Genomic DNA, 22,671 nt, shown 5'->3' with positions numbered 1-22,671 from the left:
CCGAATTCACGATGGGACCAGCCCGCCTGCCTTATGGCGCGCGCTGGATCTGGGCATCGGCATAGCCCGCCCGCTTCGCCTTGCCCAGAGCCGCCTTGGCCTCGTCTTGTGAGCCGGCCGCAATGCGCACGCGGAAGAACTTGCCGGCCGGCGCCACGGTTCCGCCCACTTCGCGTGCGGCCTTGTCGGCATTGGCGCGCGTAGAAAACGCGCCAACCTGCACGACATAGGCCGTCGAATGGGCTGATGCGGTGGCCTGATGCTCGGCCTTGGGCGCCGGCTTTGGCTCTGCCTTTGCCGGCGCCTTGGGTTCGGGCCGAGGCGTGACGGGCTTGGGCGCCGGCGCCTTTGCGGCAACGGCCTTTGGCGCCGCCGAGGGGGCTGACGGCGCTGGCGGGCGCGGCGCGGGCATCGGCGTGGTGTTACGCATGACCGGCTTGGGCGCCGGAGCCGGCGGCGTTGGTGTTGGCGCTGGCGGCTGCTTACCGGCCAGGGCGGCGGCGAGCAATTCGGGCTTGGGCTCGGCCGGCGGGAGAATGCCGAGCTTGCGCTTGAGCGCGGTGAGCAGTCCGGGCGGGGTATCCATGCGGGCCGGCGCCTGTTGCCCGGCGCGCAGCAGCGCGCGTTCGCCCTCCGGCGGGTTGACGCGGCGCACGCGCACCGGCGAATGCGGGCCGCTCAGGCCAAGCTGGGCGATCGCGCCGGGCGAAAGCGCCACCAGCCCATCGCCCTCCATCGGCCCGCGTCGTTCCAGCCGCACCAGGATCGTGCGCCCGGTATCGAGCGAGGTCACTTCGACATAGCTCGGCAAAGGCAGCGTGCGATGCGCGCCGCTGATCCCGCCGCCGCCTTCGGCATCGGGCACGGCATAGCCTACCGCATCATAGTTCATCGTATCGGCGGGGGTATAGGTCACCCCGCCAACCGCGAACGGAGCGCCCAGCACCATGGGGTAATCGGCGGCCGGGCCGCTTACCGCTTGGGCCAGGGCCATCTGCGCTGTGCCGCAGCCCAGCATCAGGGGAATGGCCAGGGCGGCGGCGGTCAGGCGAAGGCGATCAGCGGCTGATTTCATCGGCGAGCAATCCCACGGACAGGGCGTAAAAGTTCGAGCAGTTGTAATCGAGGATGACCCGATAATTTCCGGTTAGCAAATAGGCGGTGCGCCCTGGTCCGTCCGGCTCGAAAAACGTGGCGAGCGTATCGTCGCCCGCAGGCCAGACGCCGGCCTGGGGCATGATGCCCATCGCCCGCCATTCGCGCAGGGTGCGCCAGCGGCTGTGCCGGGCAAACACCAGCGGGCAGCGCGGGCTGGCCAGCGCGGTGCCCAGGCGGCTGCGGTCGAGCCCGGCCGGCGCCGTCACGGCAAAGCCCCAGGGTTCGCCCGGGCGCCAGCCGGCATCGCGGAAATAGTTGGCGATCGAGGCGATGGTGTCGGCCCGGCTCGCCCAGATATCAGGAAGGCCGTCGCCATCGGCATCCTGTGCCACGCGCAGATAGACGCTGGGCAGGAACTGCGGATTGCCAAAGACGCCGGCCCAGCTGCCGACCAGCTTTTGCCGGGGCACGCCGCGATCGATCATCTTGAGCACCGCGACGAACTCATCAGCGAAAAGATCGCGCCGGCGTCCTTCAAAGGCGAGCGAGGCGAGCGAGCGCGGCAAATCGAAATCGCCGGTGTAGCTGCCAAAATTGCTCTCATGCCCCCAGATCGCCAGGATCACCGGGCCGGGCACGCCATAGCGGCGGCTGACGGCCTCGATCTGCTGCATCGATTCGGCATAGATGCGCCGCCCCTTGGCAATCCGCACCGAATCCACATGGCGCCGGCGATACGGCTCGAACGAGGGCGTACCCCCGCCCGACTGCGCGCCGCCCGGCTGGCTGCGATCGAATGCGATCACGCGCGGGTTGAACGTGAGCCCGGGCAGAACGCTGGCAATCGTCTGCTCGCGCACCCCAGCGCCGCGCGCCTTGGCGGCCAGGAGTTGCAGGTAGCCCTGAAAGCCGGCTTCTTCGCTATCTTGCGCCACCGCTGGGCCAGCCAGCGCGGCCAATGCCAGCGCGGCACCCATCGCCACGCGGCGCCAGGCCCGGCGGCCCCACGCGGCGGGCGGCATCGGACGCGAAGAATTAACGGTTGAAACGAAAGGGATCGGTTGGGCCATCATTGCAGGCTGTCTTGCATGCCTTGCCCGACAATGGAACACCCCCGCGCCCAGGTGAGGCGCCAAGCCTGCCGAAAATCGCCCCATTTGCGCATTTTGCGGGGATGGCAGTGCAAAACCTCTTTGCGCATCGCATGACAACCGCTATCGGCGGCGCGCCGGAAGGGTGGCAGAGTGGTCGATTGCAGCGGTCTTGAAAACCGCCGATGTGCAAGCATCCGTGGGTTCGAATCCCACCCCTTCCGCCACCCTGCCCTGTCGGATCAGCCACCACACAGGCCGAGGTCGCGCAACGCGCGGCGATAGAACATCGAACTCATGTCAGCGGTCAGGTGCGCTTCGGCGCTGGGATCGAGCGGCAGTTGCGCGGGCCATTGCGCCTCTACCATGGCGCGGTCTTCCTCGAACACCTGGCGGTTGAAGTCATAGACGCCCTGCACCGGCTGATCGGTATCGAAATTGCGGGCAATCGGCACGAACAGGCGGGTTTCGGTGGCTGAAACCGGCGATGCCGCATTGAGGATCACCAGGCGATCATCGCCGGGGAAATGCACTTCGAGCGTGGCCGTGAACGGGACATGGCAGCGGAAGTGGCGCAGCCAGCGAAAACCCGGCGGCGCCTTGTCCACGCCTTTGGGGTAGTTGGCCACGTTGCTCCAGTATTCCGCCTCGAAACCCTGCGCCGTGCGGCGGGGGCGATAATCGGGCACCTGGGCATTATCGGGATCGGCAAAGCTTTCGCTGTGGATGAAGGCAAAATGCGCGACGTCGAGAAAGCCCTCCATCTGCCGTCCGGCCGAGCCGCGAATATCGATCCACGGGCAGACGATCTGCTGAAAGCCAGCCTCGTCCCAATGTGGCATGGCAATGATCGCGTCAGTATCCGGCGCGGTCGCTGCGGGATCAAGGCAGGTCCAGATCAGGCCGTAGCGTTCCACTGCCGGGTAGGTGTGAAGGTGGAACTGCGCCGGGATCGACCGTTGCGGCTGCGCGGGCACATGCACACAGCGCCCACCAGCGCCGAAGGTGAGGCCGTGATAGGGACATTCGACCCCGCGCCCGTTGCCCCGCCCCATGCTGAGCGGAACGCCGCGATGGGGGCAACGGTCGGGTGCGATGACCAGCGTATCCTCGGCGCGATAGAGCACCAAAGGCTGATCGAGCAGCCGCGCCTTGATCGGTGCCTCGCCTACCTCGCGCGCCATGGCAACGGGATACCAATGGCGCGCAAGGATCGCCCCATCCTGCGGCGTAAAGGTGCAACCATGCGGGAGGACCGGTTCGAAAGATGCGAGCGGGGCCGTGGCCATGGGCAGCATTACCTTATCGTTTCAACGCGATGGCAATATGATGGCGGCGCGATGGTGTGCGATCAAACGCAATGATTCTCACGCGCTGTTGCAAAAATGCGCGCGGTCAAATCTCTTTGGGCAGCACCAGGTTGAGCACCAGCGCAATCACGGCCACCGGCATGACGCCCGATGACAGCAGTATCCGGGCGGTTTCCGGCAGGTGGCCCAGCGCCTCAGGCTCAAGCTGGAGCCCGAACGCGACCGAGAGCGCGGTGCCGGCTACCAGCATGTTGCGCTGGTTCCATGCGACGCTGGAGAGCATGGCGAGCGCGGAGGACGCGACCATGCCGAACATCACGATCACCCCGCCGCCCAGCACTTCGATCGGGACAGTGGTGATCACCGCGCCGATCTTGGGCAGCAGGCCGCACAGGATCAGAAACAACGCGCCCAGTGTCACCACGAAGCGGCTCATCAGGCCCGACATGGCGATCAGGCCCACGTTCTGGCTGAACGTGGTATTGGGCATGGCGCCAAACAGGGCCGACAAAGCGGTGCCCACGCCATCGGCGGCCACCGCGCCCATCACTTCCTGATCGGTGGCGCGCCGCCCTGCCCCGTTTTCGCAGATCGCCTCGACATCGCCGATTGATTCGATCGACGAGACGAAGCCGATCAGGCAGAAACCCAGGATCGCCGAGGGCGACAGTTCCCAGCCAAAGGCCAGGAAACGCGGCAGCATCAGCCAGTGCGCCTGCGCCACCGGGGCAAAGTCCACGCGGCCCATGGCCAGCGCCACGCCATAGCCAGCGAGCAGGCCAAGCAGCACGGCTGCGGTTGAAAACACCCCGCGCCCGAAGAACTTGAGGCCAAGCGTGGCGAACACGACAACGCCCGCCAGCAGCCAGCTCGACGCCGCGCCATAGGCCGGCAGCCCGCGCAGCGTCACCCCGCCTGCGGCATATTCCACGCCCACGCGCACCAAAGACAGCCCGATCATCAGCACGACCAGCCCGGTGACCAGTGGCGGGAGGGCAAAGCGGATCGGCCCGACCAGGCGGCTGAGCCCGGCATGGAGCAGCCCGGCCAGGAACGCGGCAGTGGTCAGCGCGGCCATGCCCTCCACGCCCTTGCCAGCCACGATCGGGATCATCACCGAAATGAAGGCAAAGCTGGTGCCCTGCACCAGTGGCAGCCGCGCGCCGATCGGCCCCAGCCCCACGGTCTGCAATAAGGTGGCGACCCCGGCAAAGAGCATGGCCGCCTGGATCATGTAGATCAGCGCCGAGGGATCGGCCGAACCAAAGCCGAACCCGGCCGCCCCGGCCACGATGATCGGCGGCGTGATGTTGGAAACGAACATCGCCAGCACGTGCTGCACGCCCAGTGCCACGGCCATGGGCAGCGGCGGCACATAGGCAGGATCACGCCGCTCGCTTTCGGTCGGCCCGGATAGGGGCGCGGCGCTTTCGGGTATCGCTGCTGTTGCCATGGCTGCCTCCGTCATGCCGATCATCCGTTCCTATGCCATCAGCCGGGCGAGCGCCGCTTGCGCGCCGGCCACGACCTCTGTCTGGGCCGACAGCACCAGTTCGCCGCCGCGCACCACACCGCGCCCTTCGACGAAGACATCGCGCGGCCCTGCCGGCGGGGCAAAGACCAGCGCTGCCAGCGCGTCCCAACTGCCGGTCGAGGCGATCTGCGCCACGGGCCAGATGGCCAGGTCGGCGCGTTTGCCCGGTTGCAACTGGCCGCAATCGGGGCGGCCGAGAATTTCGGCCCCGCCCCTTGTTGCCATGCGCAGGGCTTCGCGCGCGGAAAGCGCACCGGCCCCGCCAGCCACGCGTTGCAGCAGCATGGCCTGGCGCGCTTCGGCCAAAAGGTGCCCGCTGTCGCTGGAGGCGGAACCATCCACGCCCAGGCCCAGCGGCACTCCGGCATCGAGCATGGCGCGCACGGGCGCGATGCCCGATCCCAGGCGGCAGTTCGAACAGGGGCAATGCGCCACCCCGGTGCGGGTGCGGGCAAACAGCGCGATTTCGCTGGGATCGAGCTGCACGCAATGGGCATGCCACACATCCGGCCCGGTCCAGCCCAGGCTCTCGGCATAGTCGCCGGGGCGGCAGCCGAACTTCTCCAGGCTGTAGCGCACGTCGTCGGCGTCTTCGGCCAGATGGGTGTGCATCATCACGCCTTTGTCGCGCGCCAGGATCGCGGCATCGCGCATCAGTTCGCGGCTTACTGAAAAGGGCGAGCACGGCGCCACGCCGACGCGGACCATGGCGCCCTCGCCGGCATCATGGAACGCATCGATCACGCGGATCATGTCATCGAGGATGGCCGGTTCGGCCTCGACCAGGCTGTCTGGCGGCAGGCCGCCCAGGCTTTCGCCCACGCTCATCGCCCCGCGCGTGGGGTGAAAGCGGATGCCGATGGTCTGCGCCGCGGCGATCGTGTCTTCCAGGCGCACGCCGTTGGGAAAGAGATAGAGGTGATCCGAAGACAGCGTACAGCCCGACAGCGCGAGTTCGGCCAGGCCCAGCCGCGTGGCGGCAAAGACATCATCGGGCGTATAGCGCGCCCAGATAGGGTACAGCGTCTTGAGCCAGCCGAACAGCGAGGCATCCTGGCAGCCCGGCACCGCGCGGGTGAGAGACTGGTAGAGGTGGTGGTGCGTGTTGACCAGGCCAGGCGTGACGACGCAGCCACGCGCGTCGATTGCCTCGATCCCGGCGAGTTGCGGCGCCAGATCGGCGGTCGGGCCGCAGGCCACGATAGCGCCGTCGCGCCAGATCAGCGCGCCATCGGCAATCTCGGTGCCGGCATCGTCCATCGTTGCCAGCACATCGGCATGGATGATCGCCCCGCTATGCAGGCCGCCGCTGCTCACTTGGGCGGCGCCTTGGCATAGCGCGGCCAATCCGCCAGCAGCGTGTCCACCACTTTCGATCCGACGGTATAGAGCGCTTCGAGCGAGGCGCGCATGCCGGAATAGTTGTTGTTTTCCTTGAGCAGATAGTCGGCCGGCGCCACACCGGGCGGCGGCATGGTGAAGTTGGACGCGCCGCGCAGCACCATCACCCGGTTGCGATCGGCCCGGCCGATCCGCGCAAGATAGTCGATCGATTGGAACGTGCCGGTTTCTTCCATGGCAGAGGTGACGAACACGCCCTTGCCGCCGGTCCAGAAATCCACCCAATCGTGCGCCCACTGCGTCATCAAGCCGCCGTGCCAAAAGGTCATCGCGGCCAGATTGTCGCCGGTCATCACGCGCGGCGGCGACTGCGCCGGGGCCATGCCGGTGAACGGCGCGCGCGCGGCGGCCAGTTGCGCGCTGTCGGGCAGCGCGATGTCCTTGGTCAGGCCATAGGCCCAATCGGCCAGCGCGGGGTTGAGCGCGAACATCTCGCCCTCGTTCGCCTGTTGCGGCCGCTTGTCACGCACTGTGTCATTGGGCCCATTGGAATGCAGCGCGAAATAGCCGCTCTTCCAATCGGCAGGAATTTCGCGGGCATCGATCTCGTGCGCCAGATCGCCATCGACCAGATAATGCGCCCACACGGCCGAGCCGATCGTCGCCTGGTGCGGGTCAACCCCGGCAATGCCGGCGACCAGCCAATAGGCGTGCGACAGGTCGAACCGCTGATCGAGCCCCAGTGCCAGCGTGGCCGTGGCCGAGCGGATCGAGCCCATGCCCGTCACCATGCCCAGGATCTGGCTGTCGGGATTGTAGAAGAGATCGTGGTGTGATTGCGGGAACGGGATGCGCACGTCCAGCTTGCGCCGCTCGCGCCAGAACTGGAATTCGCCCGGCGCGTCACCCGTGTCCTGCCCCACTTCGAACATGGTGACGACCACCACTTTGACTGGAATCTTGGCCGCGCAGGCTGCGCCCGGCGCACATCGCAAGGCCTTGGCCACCGCAGGCGGAACGGCCGGAGTGGTGGCGGCACGGGCGCCAGTGGCCATGCCAGCGAGCGCCAAGGCGATGGCCGCGTGGCGCAGGCCCTTCATCTGCAACATCATGAATATCCGATAGGCAATTGACAGGGCGGCAAAATATCGCCGCCCTGTACTGAGGATCAGAACTTGTACTGGATGGTCGCCTGGAAATTGCGCGGCACCTGCGGCAGGGCGATATCGGCCCCGAACAGATCCTGGCCACCGGCCCGGAAATAGCGCGCGTTGTTGAGGTTCTTGACCACGGCACGGAACATCCAGTGACCGGTGGTGAACGAAGCACCGGCATTGACCAGCCAATAGGCCGGCAGGCGCACCGTCTGGCTATAGCTGGAGAACACCGAGTCCACGTGGCTGACATCGGCGTTGATCGCGATGCCGTTGTCAAAGGCATAGGTGCCGGTTGCCGACACCACGTTGTGCGGAATGCCGGGACGCCGCGCTTCGGCGTTAGTCGAGGGGAACAGGTAGCCGATCTGACTGCCGCCGAGATAGAGCGACGGATCCTTGACGTTCACCATGTCACCGATGCCGAAGTAGTTGAAATAGCCGCCGCTGGTGAGCGCCGAGATATTCACCACGTCGATATAGGTGTAGTTCGCGGTGACCAGCGCGTGCTTGTCGATCGCCCAGCGCAGTTCCGCTTCCACGCCCTTGGTGCGGATCGACTGGTTGGTCAGCGGGCTATCGGAAACGACGTCGGTGCGCTCCTGCTTGTAGACCGACAGCGCCGCATAGAGCCGCTTGTCGAGGAACTCACCCTTGATGCCGGCTTCATAGAGGCGCGAGGCCGACAGGAACGTGCCCCCGGCAATCGCGGTCGGCTGGATTTCGGCGCCTTCACCGGCGACCACCGTCGATTGGCGCGACGCGGTGACATAGGGAATGATGCCGATCGGCGTCTTGTAGGAAACGCTGGCGTTCCACGACAGGCCGCTGTTGTTGCCGGTGGCTTGCGCCACGCTGGGATAATCGGCCGGATCATACTTGGTAAGCAGCGCGGTGGACGTGGCGTGGACATGGTCCCAGCGCAGGCCGGCAATCACGTCGAGGCCGAAATCGAAATCGGCATCGACCAGCCCGGCCAGACCGACGTCGAGATAGTGGCCCTTGAGATAGTCGGAATAGTTGCAATCGCAGTCGGTGGAAAGCTGGCGGGTGGATGCCGCGGTATAGCCCGTGGTGATATCGGGACGGTTCCACAGTTCGACGCCAAAGTCATCGGCAAAGTTGAACTTGGTGTAGCGCAGCGAGGGGGCTGCCTGGATCGAAAACTTGCCGGCAGACGTGGTGAAGCTGTCGCTGATCACCACCTTGTCTTCCAGAACGTAGGAATCGATCTTTTGCGAGAAGCCGTAGTAGTTCTCGTTGAGGTTCTTGGTGCCGTCGTAGAAGACCTGGTTCTTGATCTCCAGCTTGCCCGGCCCGGTCCAGATCAGGTCGAAATAGAACGTCTTCTGATCGTTGTTGAGCTTGTCATTGGGGCCGGTCAGCGTGTCGCGCTTGCTCAGCTTGGTGGTGCCGGGGTTGACCAGCGCGAGGTCGGGATAGTTGGCCTTGAGGCAGGCGTCGGTCCAGCCCGAAGCGCCGATGCCGCCGCCGCAGCCAAACGAACCGAAGATGCTCAGGCCCTTGCCGCCGTTGGCCGCCCGCGCTTCGGCGCGCGTGATCATTCCGTCGGCAGCGATATTGACCAGGTTGCCATTCTTGTCAGTGATGTAATTGCTGGCATTACCGGTGACGTAATTGCCGTTGTCGATCAGGTCTTGCGACAGGCGGTTCCAGCCGCCGTTTTGCTGGCCGCGGAACTTTTGATACATGCCGCCGAATTCGGTGCGCAGGTTGCTGGTAATGTCGGTGTCGAACGCGGCCGAGAGCACCAGGTTGCGCGGGTGGATGTTGCGGTAATAGCTGCCCGAATCCTCGGACTCAGCATAGAGGCTGTAGCCGAACTGGTGATCGCCGATCCGACCCGGTCCAGTGATGCTGCCCTTGAGCACGCTGCGGGCCCAGCTGCCGGTGTCATAGGCGATGAAGCCATGCGGATCGGGCGCATAGGTGCCATTGGCGGCGCGCGCCGTCTTGGGCACGAAGTTCATGTAGCCGCCGGTCTTGGACGGGCCATAGATCGGCGAGGCCGGGCCGCGCACGATGTCGATGCGATCGGCGGCAGCAATCGGGGTGGGATAGTTGCCGGGATTTTCCAGGCGCAGCATGCCGCGGAAATAGACTTCGCCGGGCGTGCCGCGGATGTCGAGCGCGCCGCCGGTGCCGAAGAACGAGCTGGTAAACGTGCCGGGTACCTGGCTGACCAGGTCATAGATCTGCGTGATGCCAAAGCGTTCGAGCTGTTCCGAGCTTACCGACGATGCCGCGCGCGGCGTTTCGGCCAGCGTCTTGTCGAACCCGAAAACCGAGCCGACATCCTTCAGCGGCAGCGCGCCGAGCGAGCCCGACACGACGATTTCGGGCTTTTCATCGCCGGCTTCGGGTGCCGGTGCGGCCTGGTCGGCCAGCGCCGGCCGGGCCAGCGCGGTTCCCGCCAGCAGAGCGAGAGCGACCATCGCGCGGCGCGCGGGCTTGGGCTGGTGCAGCCGTGCTTGAAACATGCTCATTCTTCGTAACCCCCATGATCGGGCCACGCCGCTGTGGGCGTGCCGTCCGTTGCTGTTTTTCTGCCTTCACGCCCCTCCCTGGGCATGATCTTGTTTTTATGACTTTTTATTATTCATTGCGGCGGCCTTGATGGCGTCGTCCTCAAACGCCTCCAGCCGCTGTTCCAATGCCATCTGCAGGCGCGCCTTCTCGCTAGCCGCCAGCAGCGCGCGGCACGGCGAGGCCGAGGCAGCCTGCCCCGTGCCACTGCACGGCGCGGCCCATTGCCCGACATGGCGATCGCGCCACAGGCTGGCGCCGGGCACGAAGCTGTATTCCAGCGAAGCGCGCGCCATGGCCTTGAGATCGCCATAGGTCAGGCCCTGCTCTTGCACGCCGCGCTGGAACTCGTTGGTGATGTCGGTGCGCAGCACGCCCTGATCATCGGTGGCAAGAACCACCGGCACGCCGTGGCGGCGATAGAGCGAGAGCGGATGCGCCGGCCCTTTCACGCCCAGGATCACGGCGTTGCTGGTGAGGTTGATCTCCACCGCCACGCCCTGGCGCGCCATCTGCGCCAGCGTCTCGCGGCCCTGGTCTTCAAACGCGATATCCACGCCGTGGCCGATGCGCCGGGCGCCGGCCGCCACCGCCTTGGCAATATGATCGCGCATGTCTGCCGGCGGCACCTGGCCGAAGGCGAGTTCGCCGGCGTGCATAGAGATGGCGACGCCCGGATGACGCTGCGCCAGAAAGCGGAACATCGCCATGTGCAGATCATAATCGGCGCGCGCCACTGGCCAGTCTTCGGGCTGGACGATATTGACGCCGACAAAGCGCGGATCGGCCTCTGCCAAGGCAAACGCCAGGATCAGCGCACGAAACACGGCGGCTGGGGCCACGTCGCGCAGCGCCCAGGCAAGATAGTGCACCGCCACGCCGCAGCCAGGCTCGGCCTGCTGCGTGGCACAGTGCATGCCGGTGCGCGCAGCGGCTTCCTCTGCATCGATCTGCGCGCGCAAGGCGGGCACTTGCGCCAGCAGGCGCGGCGCCTCGGCGGCGTGGAACGCGGCAAGGCTGGCACTGTCGAGCGGCGGCAATGGCGCGGCCAGGGCGGTTTCGAGCAGGCCGGGCGGGTTGTGATCCAGTTCCAGATAGAGCAATCCCTCGCCCGCCGCCTGGCGCCGCGCCGCGATCATCGCCTCGGCCTCCTGCCCCAGCAACGCGGGGGTGAAGCGATCGAACGTGGCAAAGAACTGGTCGTGCCCGCTGATGACAGCGGCGCCCACGCCGTTCTGCCAGCCGCGCGTGGAAAGGCTGTCCACCAGCCGGGCATAGCGCGCCGGCTCGGTGCGGGTCAGCGTCGCGATATCGGCATCGGGCGCGCAGGGGGGCGCGGCAAAGCCGCTGCCGTCGGCCGACAGGCACAGACCCTTGGTGCCCGCCCAGGCAATCATGTCTTCGGCATAGAGCGCGCCTGACAGGTGATTGTGCAGATCGCCGCCTTTGGGCATGCGGTGCAGGAACAGCCGCAATTCGCCCGGATCGCGCGCGGCCTTGGCCATGATCGCCGCAACCTGCGCGCTGCGCGTGGCACTGCCAGCAAGCGAACGCGCCGCGACGGGCGCCGCGCTGGCAAGGGCCAATGCCATGCCGGCCAGGGCCAGCGACACCATGGCGCGTCGGTGGGTCACCGGGTGCCGTTCATGGTTGGGCCGCATCGGGCACGCTGTCACGATAACGGACCCAGTCGGCAAGCAGACGGTGCACCACCACCGCGCCCACGCGATAGTTCGCCTCGTACGCCGCCACCTGCCCCGGCCCTTCGTCACCCACGCTGGCGAGCGGCGAATGGCCCGGCGGCGGCATCGACGGGTTGCTGGCGCTGCGCAGCACCATCACCCGCTTCATGTCGATCAGGCCAGCCTGGCTGGCGGCGAGCATGGTGCCGGCCATCAACTGGCTTTCCATGTTGGTCATCACAAAGCGGCCTTGGCCGTGGGTCCACAGCTTAACCCAGTCGCGCGCCCACTGCGTGCGCCCGGCGCCGTGCCAATAGCGCAGCGTGCCCAGCGTTTCGCCCATCAGAACGAACGGTGGACGCTGCGCCTGGGGAAAGCCTTTCCATTGCGCGCGCGCCGTCTTGAGCGCCGGTGTATCGAGGATCGGTGTGTCCTTGCTCAGCGCAAAGGCCCAGTTCGCCAAGCCCTGGTTGAGCGGCACGGCCATGCCCAGTGAACCGGTATCGCTCATCCCGGCAAAGCTGTCTGCCGCCTGCGGCAATTGCCCGGGCGCCTTGGCGCCGATCGCGAACAGGCCATAAGGCCAGCCTTTGGGCACCTCGCTCTCGGCAAATTCGCGCAATGCGTCGCCGCTCACCACCCAACGCGCCCAGGCTGCGCTGCCGACCGAGGCGACCTGCGGATCGACGCCGGAAATGCCGGTAAACAGCCAATACGTGTGGGTGAAATCAAAGCGCGGATCGAGCAGCAGGGCCATCAGCTGCACCTCTGGCGTCATCACCAGCGAATGCGCGTCGCCCCAGACCATGCCGTAGAGGCCCGCCGCATTGCGGCGCAGCGGGTGCAACGCGCCACGCACCGGGATCACCTCGTCCAAATGCTCCCGCTCGGCCCAGAGCTGAAACTCACCGGGGGCATCGCCGGTGTCGGCGCCCGGTTCGAAGTTGGCGATGACCATGACTTTGACCGGGATCGGCTGCACTGCCGGTACGACCGGCAGCGCCGGCTCGGCAGCGCGCACGGCAGGCGCAACGGCAAAAAGGCCCAGGGCCAGCGCCGCGCAGACCGCACGGCTTCTGGCCACAAGCCTTTTCCTGCCCCCGGCCGGCCTGCCGGAGAGTCTTGCCGTGATACGCCCCAAAACACGTTCCCTGAATGATATTTTGTGTCTGGAACTTGCTAAAGGACATAGTGTGTTGCAATCAATCACAATGAATTTGACAGAGCGTTGCAAAAATTAGAGAGCCCTAGATGCCAGCGTTTTCCCGCTTCCTGCGCTATTTCATGACCGTTGGTCGGCTCGGTTCGATCCGCAAGGCGGCCGACGAGCTCAATGTCTCGGCCTCGGCCATCGACCGCCAGATCCTCAATGCCGAGGCGGAATTGGGCATGCCGCTGTTCGAGCGCCTGCCCACCGGCCTGCGCCTGACGGCAGCGGGTGAAATTGTCATGGCGGCCGGCGCCCGCTGGCAAAAGGGACTGAGCGAGGTGCGCGCCCAGATCGAGGATCTGCGCGGGCTCAAGCGCGGGCATGTGACGCTGGCGATCATGGACGCGCTGACCAAGGGCTATATCCCCGCGCGCCTCCGCACGATCCAGAACCGCTATCCCGGCATTTCGGTGGATGTGCGGGTCATGGCCAACGAACATATTCGCGGGGCGATCGCCAGTGGCGAGGTGGATTTCGGCATCTGCTTTGATCCGCAGACGTTTCGCGATCTCACCGTGCTGGCCTATGCCAATATCCGCCTGGGTTTTGTCGTGCCGGCCGATCACCCGTTTGCGCGGCAAGGTTCCGCCCGGTTTTCCGCCTGCGCCGGCATGCCGATGATCCTGCCCGCCCCGCCACTCGCGGTGGCCCAGCAGGTCCAGGTGCTGGCCGGAACATCGAAGATGCCGCTGGATCGCAAGTCTTCGTCGGACAATATCCAGATGATCACCTCTCTGGTGCTCGAAGGGGTCGGCATCGGCCTGTTGACCTCGCTCGACGTCGCCAACGAAGTGCGCGCCGGCCAGTTGGCGTTCGTGCCGCTCACCGATCCGGTGCTCAAGCCGATGACGCTGGCGCTGTGTACGGCTACCTCCCGCGCAACGTCTTATGCCGCCGATGTCGTGCTGCAGGAAATCCAGAACAGCTTTGCCGCGCTGGACTATATGGACCCGAGTTGAGCAAGCCTGTAAGGGCGGCTTCTTCGAATCGGGGGCCGCCGCATCGGCAGGCATCCGCCACCAGACCTTCCCCTTTCCACGCGGACATGCGCCATGACCCAGCCGGTTTTCGATTACATCGCCTATGAGGATTTCCTGGCGATCGTGCGTACGCTGTCGCAAACCGTGGGCACGGGTGACTGGAAGCCGGATTTCGTCGTCGGCATCGGCCGCGGCGGCCTGGTACCGGCGGTTTACATGAGCCAGATTCTCAACGTGCCGATGCTGTCGATCGACCAGTCCGCCAAGGTTCCCGGCTTTGCCGACGAACTTCTGGTCAAACTGGCCACGATGACCAAGGCCGGCCAGCGCATCCTGATCATCGATGACATCAACGATTCCGGCCGCACCATTGCCCAGGTCCGCCGCCTGCTCCGCGCGCACGACACGGTGGAAGACAATCTGCGTTTTGCCGTGATGATCAACAACGCGGTGTCGCAGGAAACGGTCGACTATGCGGTGCAGACGATCGATCGCACCACCGACAAGCGCTGGTTCGTGTTCCCGTGGGAAGCGGTCGCGACCACCGAAACCCTCACCGGCCAGGCCAACGAAGTGCCCGAGCGCCTGGCCTGACCTCGGCCGCCTGGTCTACTTGCCCACCAGGCGCGCCAGCATCGTTTCCATTTTCGGCACGTCGATCGCCAGCACCACGTCCTGCGCCTGTTCACCCAGGCCGGGATGATAGGCTTCGTCCCAACTCAACGTGTCGCCATAGCCGGCGCCTTGCTGGCTTTCGAAATCGATCCACAGCCGGCGGTGCGTGGCAACCACGGCGGGATCGAGCCAGACGGCGGCAGCGATTTCATCCCACAGCGGAAAGCCCGGCTCCAACTGCTTGATGAAGCGATCGACACCTGGGCGCGCAGCCTGGCCCAGCCTGGCGATCAGGGCCGGGCTCAATTGCGTCGCCGTCGACGGATCGACCGGCACCATGGTGATCTTGCGCCAGGGCGATCGCGCCATGATGCTGGCCGCTTCGGGATCGAAGCGGATGTTGAACTCGCGCCGCGGATTGTTGACGAACTCACGGGCGAAATCGGCCGCCGCGCGGTTGTTCAGCACCTGGCGCGGGGCAAGGCTGCCGCCCATGTAGACCAGTTCCTTGGCCAGGCCGGCAAAGGCGGGATCGAGCCGTTGCGCCAGGGCCAGGTTGGTCATCGGCCCGCAGGCAACGATCGTGATCTGGCCGGGATACTTGTGCACCATGCGGATCAGGAAATTGGCGGCGATCTCGTCGGTGGCATGGGTTTTGGGGTTGCCGCCGGGCAGGTCCACGGCATCGAACGGGCCGTGATAGGGCGGCGGCGTTTGCTGCGTATCTTCTACCCAGCGCTTCATGAACGCGCCCTTGAACACCAGCGGCCCGTGCGTCTGCTCCCATCGCTCGGTCGCTACCTCGGAATTGAGCAGCGGAAACGTGGCGCCCGCCACCACCGGCACATCGGTGCGGCCAATCCATTCCAGCCCGCGCAATGCCTGCGCCGTCACGCGGTTGGCCCAGGCATTGCCAGACACCGTGGTCAGGCCCAGCACCTCCACATCGGGCGCTGACAGCAGCATGACCTGCATCAGGCCAAAGCCATCATCGTCGATGATCACTTTGCGGCGCTCCGGCGCGGCGTGGGCGGCGCTGGCCACCAGCAGCAGCACGCTTGCTGCCAAAAGGCGCGCCGCGCCCTGCTTAATGCGCTGCAACAGCATAGGCATCGATATCCTTGATATGGCCGGCAATCACTTCTTGCGGCAGGAATGACCCAGCAAAGCTGTTGCGCGCCAGCTGCGTCAGTTGTTCATTCGACAGGCCGCGCGCCCGCGCCACGGCGAGGTAGTTGTCGACCACGTAACCGCCAAAATAGGCCGGATCATCGGAATTGACCGTGGCCGCAAGGCCCAGGGCCAGCATGCGATCGAGCGGATGATCAGCCAGGTCTTCCACGACGCACAGCTTGTGGTTCGACAGCGGGCACACCGTCAGCGTCATGCCCTGCGCGGCCAGGCGGGCGACCAGGCCTTCGTCTTCCAGCGCGCGGTTGCCGTGATCGATACGGTCGACATGCAAAAGGTCCAGCGCTTCGTGCACATAGGCCGGCGGGCCTTCTTCCCCTGCATGGGCCACGCGCTTGAGGCCCTTGGCGGCAGCGGCGGCAAAGACCTGCTCGAACTTGCGCGGGGGATGCCCCACTTCCGAGGAATCAAGCCCTACGGCCGTGATCTGGTCCAGCCAGGGTTCGGCCATGGCCAGCGTGGCAAAGGCCGCATCTTGCGAGAGATGGCGCAGGAAACTCATGATCAGCGCGCTGGTCATGCCATGGCGGGCCTGCGCCTCGGCCTTGGCCGAAAGCAGGCCTTCGATCACTTCGGCAAAGGGCACGCCGCGATCGGTATGGGTCTGCGGATCGAACATGATTTCGGCATGGCGTACGCCATCGGCGGCCGCGCGATCGAAATAGGCCATGGCCAGATCGTGGAAATCCTGCCGGGTCTGCAACACGCCCGCGCCGGCGTAATAGATATCGAGGAAATCCTGGAGGTTGGAAAAGGCATAGGCCGCGCGCACTGCCTCAACACTGGGATAGGGCAGCGCGATGCCATTGCGCTTGGCCAGGGCGAACATCAGTTCCGGTTCAAGGCTGCCTTCGATGTGCAGGTGCAGTTCCGCCTTTGGCAGGCCGCGCACAAAGGCTTCAAGATCAACCACACAATGCTCCTTCCTGGCGCGCGGGGGCGGCGCGCTTGTCCCACGCGCATTCGCCCATGATCCAGGTTTGCGCAACCACCCTGTCATCCCCCAGGATCTGCATGGCAAAGAGCCGCTCAGCCAGGCTCGCCCCGGCGCAGCGCCGTGCCAGCAACGGGGTTGCTGCCGCATCCAGCACCACGAAATCTGCCTCTTGCCCCACCGCCAGGGCGCCCACCTTGTCAGCAATATGCAGCAGCCGCGCGCTGCCCGCCGTGGCAAGGTAGAGCGCCCGGAACGGATCGAGCCGTTCTTCGCGCGCCAAGGCCGCCTGATAGGCCTGCCCCTGGGTGTAGAGCATGGAAAAACTGGTGCCGGCGCCAATATCGGTGCCCAGGCCCAGCTTTACCCCGTGCCGGTCTGCCTGGCCAAAATGAAAGAAGCCCGATCCCAGGAACAGGTTGGAGGATGGGCAAACGGCAATGCCCGCCCCGCTTTGCGCCAGGCGCGTGCACATGGCGTCTGACAGGTGGATGCCGTGGGCAAACACGCTGCGTTCGCCCACCAGGCCAAAGCGGTCATACACGTCGAGGTAATCGCTGGCATGGGGAAAGCGGGCTGCCACCGCCGCGCACTCGTGGCGGTTTTCCGCCAGATGGGTGTGGAGCAGCACATCGGGATGCGCGGCGAGGAGCGCGCCGGCCATGGCGAGTTGCGCGTCGGACGAGGTCAGCGCAAAGCGCGGGGTGATGGCATAGGACAAGCGCCCCCGGCCCGCCCAGCGCGCAATCAGCGCCTCGGTTTCGTGGCGGGCACTTTCCACGGTGTCTTTGAGGCCATCGGGCCCGAGGTCCATCAGCACTTTGCCCGACGCCACGCGCATCTTGCGGGCCAGCGCTGCTTCGAACAGCGCATCGACCGAACCTTCGTGGACGGTGGGGAAGACCAGCGCCGATGTCGTGCCATGGCGCAGCAGTTCGTCGAGGAACACCGTGGCCAGGGCATCGGCATGCGCCCGATCGGCAAAGGCTTTTTCGGCGGGGAAGATGTGCCGCTCCAGCCAATCGAGCAGCTGTTCGCCGTGCGATGCGATGCGATCCATTTGCGGATAGTGCACATGGGCATCGATGAAGCCGGGCACGATCAGGCCTGCGATCGGCGTCACCGGCACATCGGCAAAACGCGCAGCCAACCTGGCATGATCGCCGCGTGCGACGATGATCCCGTCTTCCACCACCAACAGGCCATCGGCGTGGTAGGCGACGGCATCGGGCGCGTGCAGCGGATCATCGCCCACGCTCAGGACTTCGCCACGAAAGGCGCGCAGGTTACCCAAGGATCGAAACTTTCTCTTTCTTTTCTGCCGCTTCCTGCGGCAATTGAAGAAGCTGTGCCAAGACCGCAATCGCGATCACGTCCGGCTCCTTGCCGGTGATACCGCTCATGCCGATCGGGCAGGTGAGCCGGCCGGGCGTGGTTGCATCCAGGCCTTCGGCTTGGAGACGCGACACGAAGCGCGCCCGCTTGGTGGCCGAGCCGATCAGGCCGACATAGCCACGCGCCTGGCGCTGCAGCGCGGCGCGGGTCAACTGATAGTCGAGCGCATGGTCATGCGTCAGGATCACGATCGCCGCCTCCGCCGGTGCCTCGGTCACGCAGGTGGCGATCGTGTCTTCCGGCACGATGGTGACACCGTCCAGGCTTTCGAACATCGGCCGGGTATCGAACCAGCACAGCCGCAACGGCAGGCCGGCCACGTGCCGCGCAATCGCCTGGCCGACGTGGCCTGCACCAAACAGATAGACCGGCCGCCGCCACTGCCCCACTGCCTCGAGGATGCGAGTGCCGGCTGTGGGCCGCTCGCCCCGCGCGGAAAGCGCGGTGGGTTGGCCTTCGGCGATCCAGTGCCGGTCAATCCGTCCGGCGCCGAAATGGCTGACCAGCAGCGCGCCCTCGGCCATGCCCTGCAAGGGCGCCAGGCCCTGCGCGTCGAGGTGTTCGACCAGCAGCCGCACCCGCCCGCCACAGCATTGGCCCAGCAGCGGGCCGAGCGGATAATCCTGGATGCGCCAGGCGCCGGCCGGCAGTTCGAGCACGCGGCGCGCCTGTTCCTGCGCCTGGAATTCCAGCGCGCCGCCGCCGATCGTGCCCCAGGCGCGCGTGGCGCTGACCAGCATGCGCGTGCCCGGCCCGCGCGGCGCCGATCCTTCGCACGCCAGGACGGTGATCATCGCCAGCGGCTCTTCCTGCGCCCAGCCGCGCGCCATGTCCCACCACATCATGATGCCGTGCCCCGCTGCCGCGCCAGCGCGGCCAGGATGCGTTCGGGCGTAGCGGGGGCATCGAGCGTGGGCCAGCCCGCCGCCGGGTTGCAGGCGGCAATCGCGGCCCCCAGCGCGGAGAATACGGCGTTGGCCAGCATGAACGGCGGCTCTCCCACCGCTTTGGAGCGATGGATCGTCGGCCGGTGGTTGGCGCCGTCCCACAGGGCCACGGTCAGGCGAACGGGCCGGTCGTTGGCAGTGGGGATCTTGTAGGTGGACGGCGCATGCGTCAAAAGCGCGCCCTCGTCGTTCCAGACCAGTTCCTCGCTGGTCAGCCAGCCCTGCCCCTGGATGAAGCCGCCCTCGATCTGCCCCTTGTCGATCGCCGGGTTCAGCGATCGTCCGCAATCGTGCAGGATATCGGCGGCCAGCACGCGGTGTTCGCCGGTCAGCGTATCGATCACCACTTCGACCAGCGCCGCGCCATAGGCAAAGTAATAGAACGGCTGCCCCTGGTGTGCCGCGCGGTCATAATGCAGATCCGGTGTGGCGTAAAAGCCGGTGGACGAGAGCGAGATGCGCGCCATATGGGCGCGGCGGCACAGCACCGGCCACGGGATCGTCTCGCCGCCGGCGCTAACCTGCCCATCGGCAAAGACCACGTCTTGCGCCGCGCCGCCAAAGGTCCGCGCGCAGAATTCGGCGAGCCGCCAACGGATCGTCTGCGCCGCATCGAGCGCGGCCATACCGTTGAGATCTGCCCCCGAAGAGGCCGCCGTGGCCGAGGTATTGGGCACCTTGTCAGTGCGCGTGGCGGTGATCCGCACCTGGTCCAGCCCCACACCAAAGGCCTGCGCCACCACCTGCGCCACCTTGGTATAGAGGCCCTGGCCCATCTCGGTGCCGCCATGGTTGATCTGGATCGAGCCATCGGCATAGACGTGCAGCAGCGCGCCCGCCTGGTTGAGGTGGGTGGTCGTAAAGCTGATCCCGAATTTCACCGGGGTGAGCGCGAGCCCTTTCTTGAGGATCGGGCTTGCGGCGTTGAACCGCGCAACGGCCGCCTGCCGCTCGTCATACCCGGCCTCTGCCCGCAGCCGCGCGATCAGGTCTGGCGCGATATTGTCGGCCACGACCATGCCATAGGGCGTCACGTCGCGCCCGGGGCCATAGAGATTGGCGACACGCACCGCGAGAGGATCGCGGCCGAGGTGCCCGGCAACGGCATCCATCACCCGCTCGATCGCCAGCATGCCCTGCGGCCCGCCAAAGCCGCGAAACGCGGTGGCCGAGACCATGTTGGTCTTCAGTCGTTCCGAAACGATTTCCACCGCCGGCAGGAAATAGCAGTTATCGGCATGGAACATCGCGCGGTCGTTGATCGCCGGCGAGAGATCGACCGTGGCGCCGCAGCGCGAGGCAAGGCGCAACTGCAGGCCTTCGATCTGCCCCTCGCCATCGAAGCCGACCTCGTAATCCACCACGAAATCGTGGCGCTTGCCGGTCTGGACCATGTCATCGTCGCGATCGGCGCGAAACTTGGCCGGGCGGCCGGTGTGATGCACCACGAGCGCAGCGGCGGCGGCATAGAGCGCGGCCTGGCTTTCCTTGCCCCCGAACGCGCCGCCCATGCGCCGCACCTCTACCGTGACATCGGCCGAAGACCGACCGAGCAGGTGGGCGACAAGATGCTGCACCTCGCTGGGATGCTGGGTGGACGACAGCACGTGGATCTGGCCGTCTTCGAGTGGCCGGGCGAGCGCAATCTGCCCTTCGAGATAGAAGTGATCCTGCCCGCCCATGGTCAGTTGCCCGGCCAGGTGATGCGGCGCGGCGGCAAGCGCGGCTGCTGCATCGCCCCGCGCCATGCGCTGGGTCGGCTCGATCAGGCTCTGCGTCGCGCGCGCCTGTTCCACCGTCAGGATCGGCTCTTGCGCGGCATAGGTGATCTTGCCCAGGCGGGCGGCCTGGCGCGCCGCGCGGCGGCTGGTTGCCGCGACCAGGAACACCGGCTGGCCGAGCCATACCACCTCGTCCTGCGCCAGCAGGCGATCGTCCCCGGCCACGGGCGAAACGTCGTTCGCGCCGGGAATATCGCCGGCGGTATAGACCGCGACTACGCCCGGCGCCGCGCGCACGGCGGCAAGGTCCATCGCCACGATCTGTGCGCGGGCCTTGGTCGATGTGCCGAATGCCAGGTGCAGCAGACCGGGCAGTTCCGGCTCGTCATCGATATAGCGCGCTTGGCCCGCGACGTGCAGATGCGCGCTATCGTGGCGCTGGCCCATGCCGACTACCGGGCCGGCGGGTGGGCGTGTCAGAGTGTCAGCCATGGGCCACCTCCTGCACGCGGACCGGCAAACCCTGGGCCTGATGCCACAGGCGCCACACCAGATTGCCGGCCGCTTCCAGCCGATAGGCCGCGCTGCCGCGCACATCGCTCAGCGGCGCGAAATCGCTACGGATCGCCTCGGCCGCAGCGGCGATCGTCTCTGCCGCAAAGGGCGCGCCGGTCAATGTCGCCTCGGCCTGGTGTGCGCGGCGCGGGGTGGCTGCCATGCCGCCAAAGGCCACGCGCGCAGCGGTGATCACGCCCTGTTCCACGCGCAGGCAAAAGGCACCGCACACGGCCGAGATGTCGCTGTCAAAGCGTTTCGAAAGCTTGGAAATATGTATGATATCCTGCGGGCCGGGGCGCGGAATGAACAGGCTTTCGACGAATTCGTCGGGGCTGCGGTCCTGCTGGCCATAGGCGATGAAGAAATCGTCGAGTGGCATGGTCCGCCGCCCGCGCACCGATCGCAGCGTTAGCATGGCGCCTAGCGCGATCAGCGCTGGCGGGCCATCGCCGATCGGTGAGCCATTGGCGATATTGCCGCCGATGGTGCCGGCGTTGCGCACCTGCAAACCGCCGATGCGCCTTACCAGTTCGCCCAGATCGGGACTGAGCCGGGCCAGCGCCGCGTGGGCATCGGCATAGCGCACCGCGCCGCCGATCGTCAGGCCCTGGTCGGTTTCCGCGATCGTGCCGAGTTCGGCGACGTCGCCCACGAAAATCACCGTTTCGAGATCGATCAGCTTCTTGGTCACCCACAGGCCCACGTCGGTGGCACCGGCGACGATGCGCGCCTCGGGATATTGTGCCAGCAGCGTGGCAAGGGCATCGGCACTGTCGGGAATGAACCAGCGCGCCGTGCCGCCATCGGGCAGCCGCGCTTGGCCGCAAGCCGGCCCGGCTACCGCCACCTGGCGCAGCAGGGCGAGCAGCGCGGCATCGTCCTGCGCCAACTGCGCATGCTGTGCGCCAGCGTCCAGCAGCGGTCCATAGCCGGTGCAGCGGCAGAGGTTTCCGGCCAGCACGTCGCCCACCGGCAGGTCTGCCCCCACCGCGCCAATCGCGCGGCCATGGAGCGACATGACGAAGCCGGGCGTGCAGAACCCGCATTGCGATGCGCCGTTGCAGGCCATGGTCTGCTGCAACGGGTTGAGTCCGGTTCCGAGCCCGTTCACAGTCAACACCGCCTTGCCATGCAGCATTGGCAGGAACTGGATGCAGGCATTGACCGCGCGCCAGATCAGCCGATCCTCGCGCGCCAGCGGCGTGCCCACCAGCACGGTGCAGGCGCCACAATCACCCTCGCCGCACCCTTCCTTGGTGCCGGTCTTGCCGGCCCGCCCGCGCATGAAATCGAGCACGGTGTCGCCGGGCGCGACATCATCGAGCTCTACCAACTGACCATCGCAGACAAAGCGCAACGCCAT

17 protein-coding genes and 1 tRNA gene are annotated in these 22,671 nt (G+C 66.3%); 3 read left to right on the top strand and 15 right to left on the bottom strand.

The window, feature by feature from the left end; all coding sequences use genetic code 11:
- Nucleotides 1-31: 31 nt before the first annotated feature.
- Together SCA01S_RS07155 and SCA01S_RS07150 are read right to left on the bottom strand one after the other, a co-directional pair.
- The gene (locus SCA01S_RS07155) at nt 32-1,075 is read right to left on the bottom strand and encodes an SPOR domain-containing protein (RefSeq protein ID WP_245652482.1); all 1,044 of its coding nucleotides are present in this window, start codon (nt 1,073-1,075) and stop codon (nt 32-34) included.
- Nucleotides 1,059-2,120 carry a lytic murein transglycosylase gene (locus tag SCA01S_RS07150; RefSeq protein WP_084390842.1) on the bottom strand — a complete coding sequence of 354 codons (1,062 nt, stop codon included), beginning with the start codon at nt 2,118-2,120 and terminating at the stop codon, nt 1,059-1,061. The genes SCA01S_RS07155 and SCA01S_RS07150 overlap by 17 nt, the downstream gene beginning before the upstream one ends.
- A gap of 208 nt (nt 2,121-2,328) precedes the next feature.
- On the opposite strand from SCA01S_RS07150, the gene SCA01S_RS07145 reads away from it, so the two are divergent.
- A tRNA-Ser gene (locus tag SCA01S_RS07145) sits at nt 2,329-2,416 on the top strand.
- Nucleotides 2,417-2,431: 15 nt separating this feature from the next.
- Here SCA01S_RS07145 and SCA01S_RS07140 read toward each other — a convergent pair.
- From SCA01S_RS07140 to SCA01S_RS07110, 7 genes are all read right to left on the bottom strand, one after another.
- Entirely contained in the window at nt 2,432-3,478 is a 1,047-nt protein-coding gene (locus tag SCA01S_RS07140) for a Rieske 2Fe-2S domain-containing protein (RefSeq protein WP_062784748.1), read from the bottom strand.
- A gap of 106 nt (nt 3,479-3,584) precedes the next feature.
- A complete protein-coding gene (locus tag SCA01S_RS07135) occupies nt 3,585-4,952 on the bottom strand; it encodes a uracil-xanthine permease family protein (protein ID WP_062784746.1) in 1,368 nt (455 codons plus the stop codon).
- A 30-nt stretch (nt 4,953-4,982) separates the two neighbouring features.
- Entirely contained in the window at nt 4,983-6,350 is a 1,368-nt protein-coding gene (locus SCA01S_RS07130) for an 8-oxoguanine deaminase (protein WP_245652481.1), read from the bottom strand.
- Nucleotides 6,347-7,486, bottom strand: coding sequence for a purine nucleoside permease (locus SCA01S_RS07125; RefSeq protein ID WP_245652480.1), 1,140 nt, complete (start codon nt 7,484-7,486; stop codon nt 6,347-6,349). Before SCA01S_RS07125 ends, SCA01S_RS07130 begins: the two co-directional genes overlap by 4 nt.
- Nucleotides 7,487-7,542: 56 nt before the next feature.
- Nucleotides 7,543-10,035 carry a TonB-dependent siderophore receptor gene (locus tag SCA01S_RS07120; protein ID WP_062784380.1) on the bottom strand — a complete coding sequence of 831 codons (2,493 nt, stop codon included), beginning with the start codon at nt 10,033-10,035 and terminating at the stop codon, nt 7,543-7,545.
- Between the two features lie 96 nt (nt 10,036-10,131).
- The gene (locus SCA01S_RS07115) at nt 10,132-11,736 is read right to left on the bottom strand and encodes an adenosine deaminase family protein (protein WP_062784378.1); all 1,605 of its coding nucleotides are present in this window, start codon (nt 11,734-11,736) and stop codon (nt 10,132-10,134) included.
- The gene (locus SCA01S_RS07110; RefSeq protein ID WP_062784376.1) at nt 11,720-12,841 is read right to left on the bottom strand and encodes a purine-nucleoside phosphorylase; all 1,122 of its coding nucleotides are present in this window, start codon (nt 12,839-12,841) and stop codon (nt 11,720-11,722) included. Before SCA01S_RS07110 ends, SCA01S_RS07115 begins: the two co-directional genes overlap by 17 nt.
- A gap of 167 nt (nt 12,842-13,008) precedes the next feature.
- On the opposite strand from SCA01S_RS07110, the gene SCA01S_RS07105 reads away from it, so the two are divergent.
- Both SCA01S_RS07105 and SCA01S_RS07100 read left to right on the top strand, forming a co-directional pair.
- On the top strand, nt 13,009-13,926 hold the full coding sequence (locus SCA01S_RS07105; RefSeq protein ID WP_062784374.1) for a LysR family transcriptional regulator: 918 nt from the start codon (nt 13,009-13,011) through the stop codon (nt 13,924-13,926).
- A gap of 93 nt (nt 13,927-14,019) precedes the next feature.
- Nucleotides 14,020-14,541: a phosphoribosyltransferase gene (locus SCA01S_RS07100; protein WP_062784372.1), complete on the top strand. Its 522-nt coding sequence runs from the start codon at nt 14,020-14,022 to the stop codon at nt 14,539-14,541.
- A 15-nt stretch (nt 14,542-14,556) separates the two neighbouring features.
- Here SCA01S_RS07100 and SCA01S_RS07095 read toward each other — a convergent pair whose 3' ends face one another.
- Genes SCA01S_RS07095 through xdhA form a run of 6 tightly spaced genes read right to left on the bottom strand, consistent with a single transcriptional unit; the run spans nt 14,557 to nt 22,671 of the window.
- Nucleotides 14,557-15,669 carry a nucleoside hydrolase gene (locus SCA01S_RS07095; protein WP_084390841.1) on the bottom strand — a complete coding sequence of 371 codons (1,113 nt, stop codon included), beginning with the start codon at nt 15,667-15,669 and terminating at the stop codon, nt 14,557-14,559.
- Nucleotides 15,650-16,666 (bottom strand): adenosine deaminase, encoded by a 1,017-nt coding sequence (locus SCA01S_RS07090; protein ID WP_062784368.1) that lies wholly within the window; start codon nt 16,664-16,666, stop codon nt 15,650-15,652. The genes SCA01S_RS07095 and SCA01S_RS07090 overlap by 20 nt, the downstream gene beginning before the upstream one ends.
- The gene (gene guaD, locus SCA01S_RS07085; protein WP_157088883.1) at nt 16,659-17,981 is read right to left on the bottom strand and encodes a guanine deaminase; all 1,323 of its coding nucleotides are present in this window, start codon (nt 17,979-17,981) and stop codon (nt 16,659-16,661) included. The genes SCA01S_RS07090 and guaD overlap by 8 nt, the downstream gene beginning before the upstream one ends.
- The gene (gene xdhC / locus SCA01S_RS07080) at nt 17,974-18,927 is read right to left on the bottom strand and encodes a xanthine dehydrogenase accessory protein XdhC (RefSeq protein WP_062784366.1); all 954 of its coding nucleotides are present in this window, start codon (nt 18,925-18,927) and stop codon (nt 17,974-17,976) included. Before xdhC ends, guaD begins: the two co-directional genes overlap by 8 nt.
- Nucleotides 18,924-21,242, bottom strand: a complete 2,319-nt coding sequence (gene xdhB, locus SCA01S_RS07075; protein WP_062784364.1) for a xanthine dehydrogenase molybdopterin binding subunit — start codon at nt 21,240-21,242, stop codon at nt 18,924-18,926. The genes xdhC and xdhB overlap by 4 nt, the downstream gene beginning before the upstream one ends.
- Nucleotides 21,235-22,671: a xanthine dehydrogenase small subunit gene (xdhA, locus tag SCA01S_RS07070; protein ID WP_062784362.1), complete on the bottom strand. Its 1,437-nt coding sequence runs from the start codon at nt 22,669-22,671 to the stop codon at nt 21,235-21,237. Before xdhA ends, xdhB begins: the two co-directional genes overlap by 8 nt.

The sequence above is a fragment of the Novosphingobium capsulatum NBRC 12533 genome (genome assembly GCF_001598375.1).
Taxonomy (GTDB): domain Bacteria; phylum Pseudomonadota; class Alphaproteobacteria; order Sphingomonadales; family Sphingomonadaceae; genus Novosphingobium; species Novosphingobium capsulatum.
Note: the sequence above shows the minus strand (reverse complement) of the source record. Positions and strands in the feature narration are given on the sequence as shown.

What these genes read in the sequence shown, in the direction of transcription:
- SCA01S_RS07155 (WP_245652482.1), bottom strand. Translation starts at nt 1,075, where the DNA reads ATGAAATCAGCCGCTGATCGCCTTCGCCTGACCGCCGCCGCCCTGGCC.
- SCA01S_RS07150 (WP_084390842.1), bottom strand. Translation starts at nt 2,120, where the DNA reads ATGCCGCCCGCCGCGTGGGGCCGCCGGGCCTGGCGCCGCGTGGCGATG.
- SCA01S_RS07140 (WP_062784748.1), bottom strand. Translation starts at nt 3,478, where the DNA reads ATGGCCACGGCCCCGCTCGCATCTTTCGAACCGGTCCTCCCGCATGGT.
- SCA01S_RS07135 (WP_062784746.1), bottom strand. Translation starts at nt 4,952, where the DNA reads ATGGCAACAGCAGCGATACCCGAAAGCGCCGCGCCCCTATCCGGGCCG.
- SCA01S_RS07125 (WP_245652480.1), bottom strand. Translation starts at nt 7,486, where the DNA reads ATGATGTTGCAGATGAAGGGCCTGCGCCACGCGGCCATCGCCTTGGCG.
- SCA01S_RS07120 (WP_062784380.1), bottom strand. Translation starts at nt 10,035, where the DNA reads ATGAGCATGTTTCAAGCACGGCTGCACCAGCCCAAGCCCGCGCGCCGC.
- SCA01S_RS07115 (WP_062784378.1), bottom strand. Translation starts at nt 11,736, where the DNA reads ATGCGGCCCAACCATGAACGGCACCCGGTGACCCACCGACGCGCCATG.
- SCA01S_RS07105 (WP_062784374.1), top strand. Translation starts at nt 13,009, where the DNA reads ATGCCAGCGTTTTCCCGCTTCCTGCGCTATTTCATGACCGTTGGTCGG.
- SCA01S_RS07100 (WP_062784372.1), top strand. Translation starts at nt 14,020, where the DNA reads ATGACCCAGCCGGTTTTCGATTACATCGCCTATGAGGATTTCCTGGCG.
- SCA01S_RS07095 (WP_084390841.1), bottom strand. Translation starts at nt 15,669, where the DNA reads ATGCTGTTGCAGCGCATTAAGCAGGGCGCGGCGCGCCTTTTGGCAGCA.
- xdhC (WP_062784366.1), bottom strand. Translation starts at nt 18,927, where the DNA reads ATGATGTGGTGGGACATGGCGCGCGGCTGGGCGCAGGAAGAGCCGCTG.
- xdhB (WP_062784364.1), bottom strand. Translation starts at nt 21,242, where the DNA reads ATGGCTGACACTCTGACACGCCCACCCGCCGGCCCGGTAGTCGGCATG.
- xdhA (WP_062784362.1), bottom strand. Translation starts at nt 22,671, where the DNA reads ATGGCGTTGCGCTTTGTCTGCGATGGTCAGTTGGTAGAGCTCGATGAT.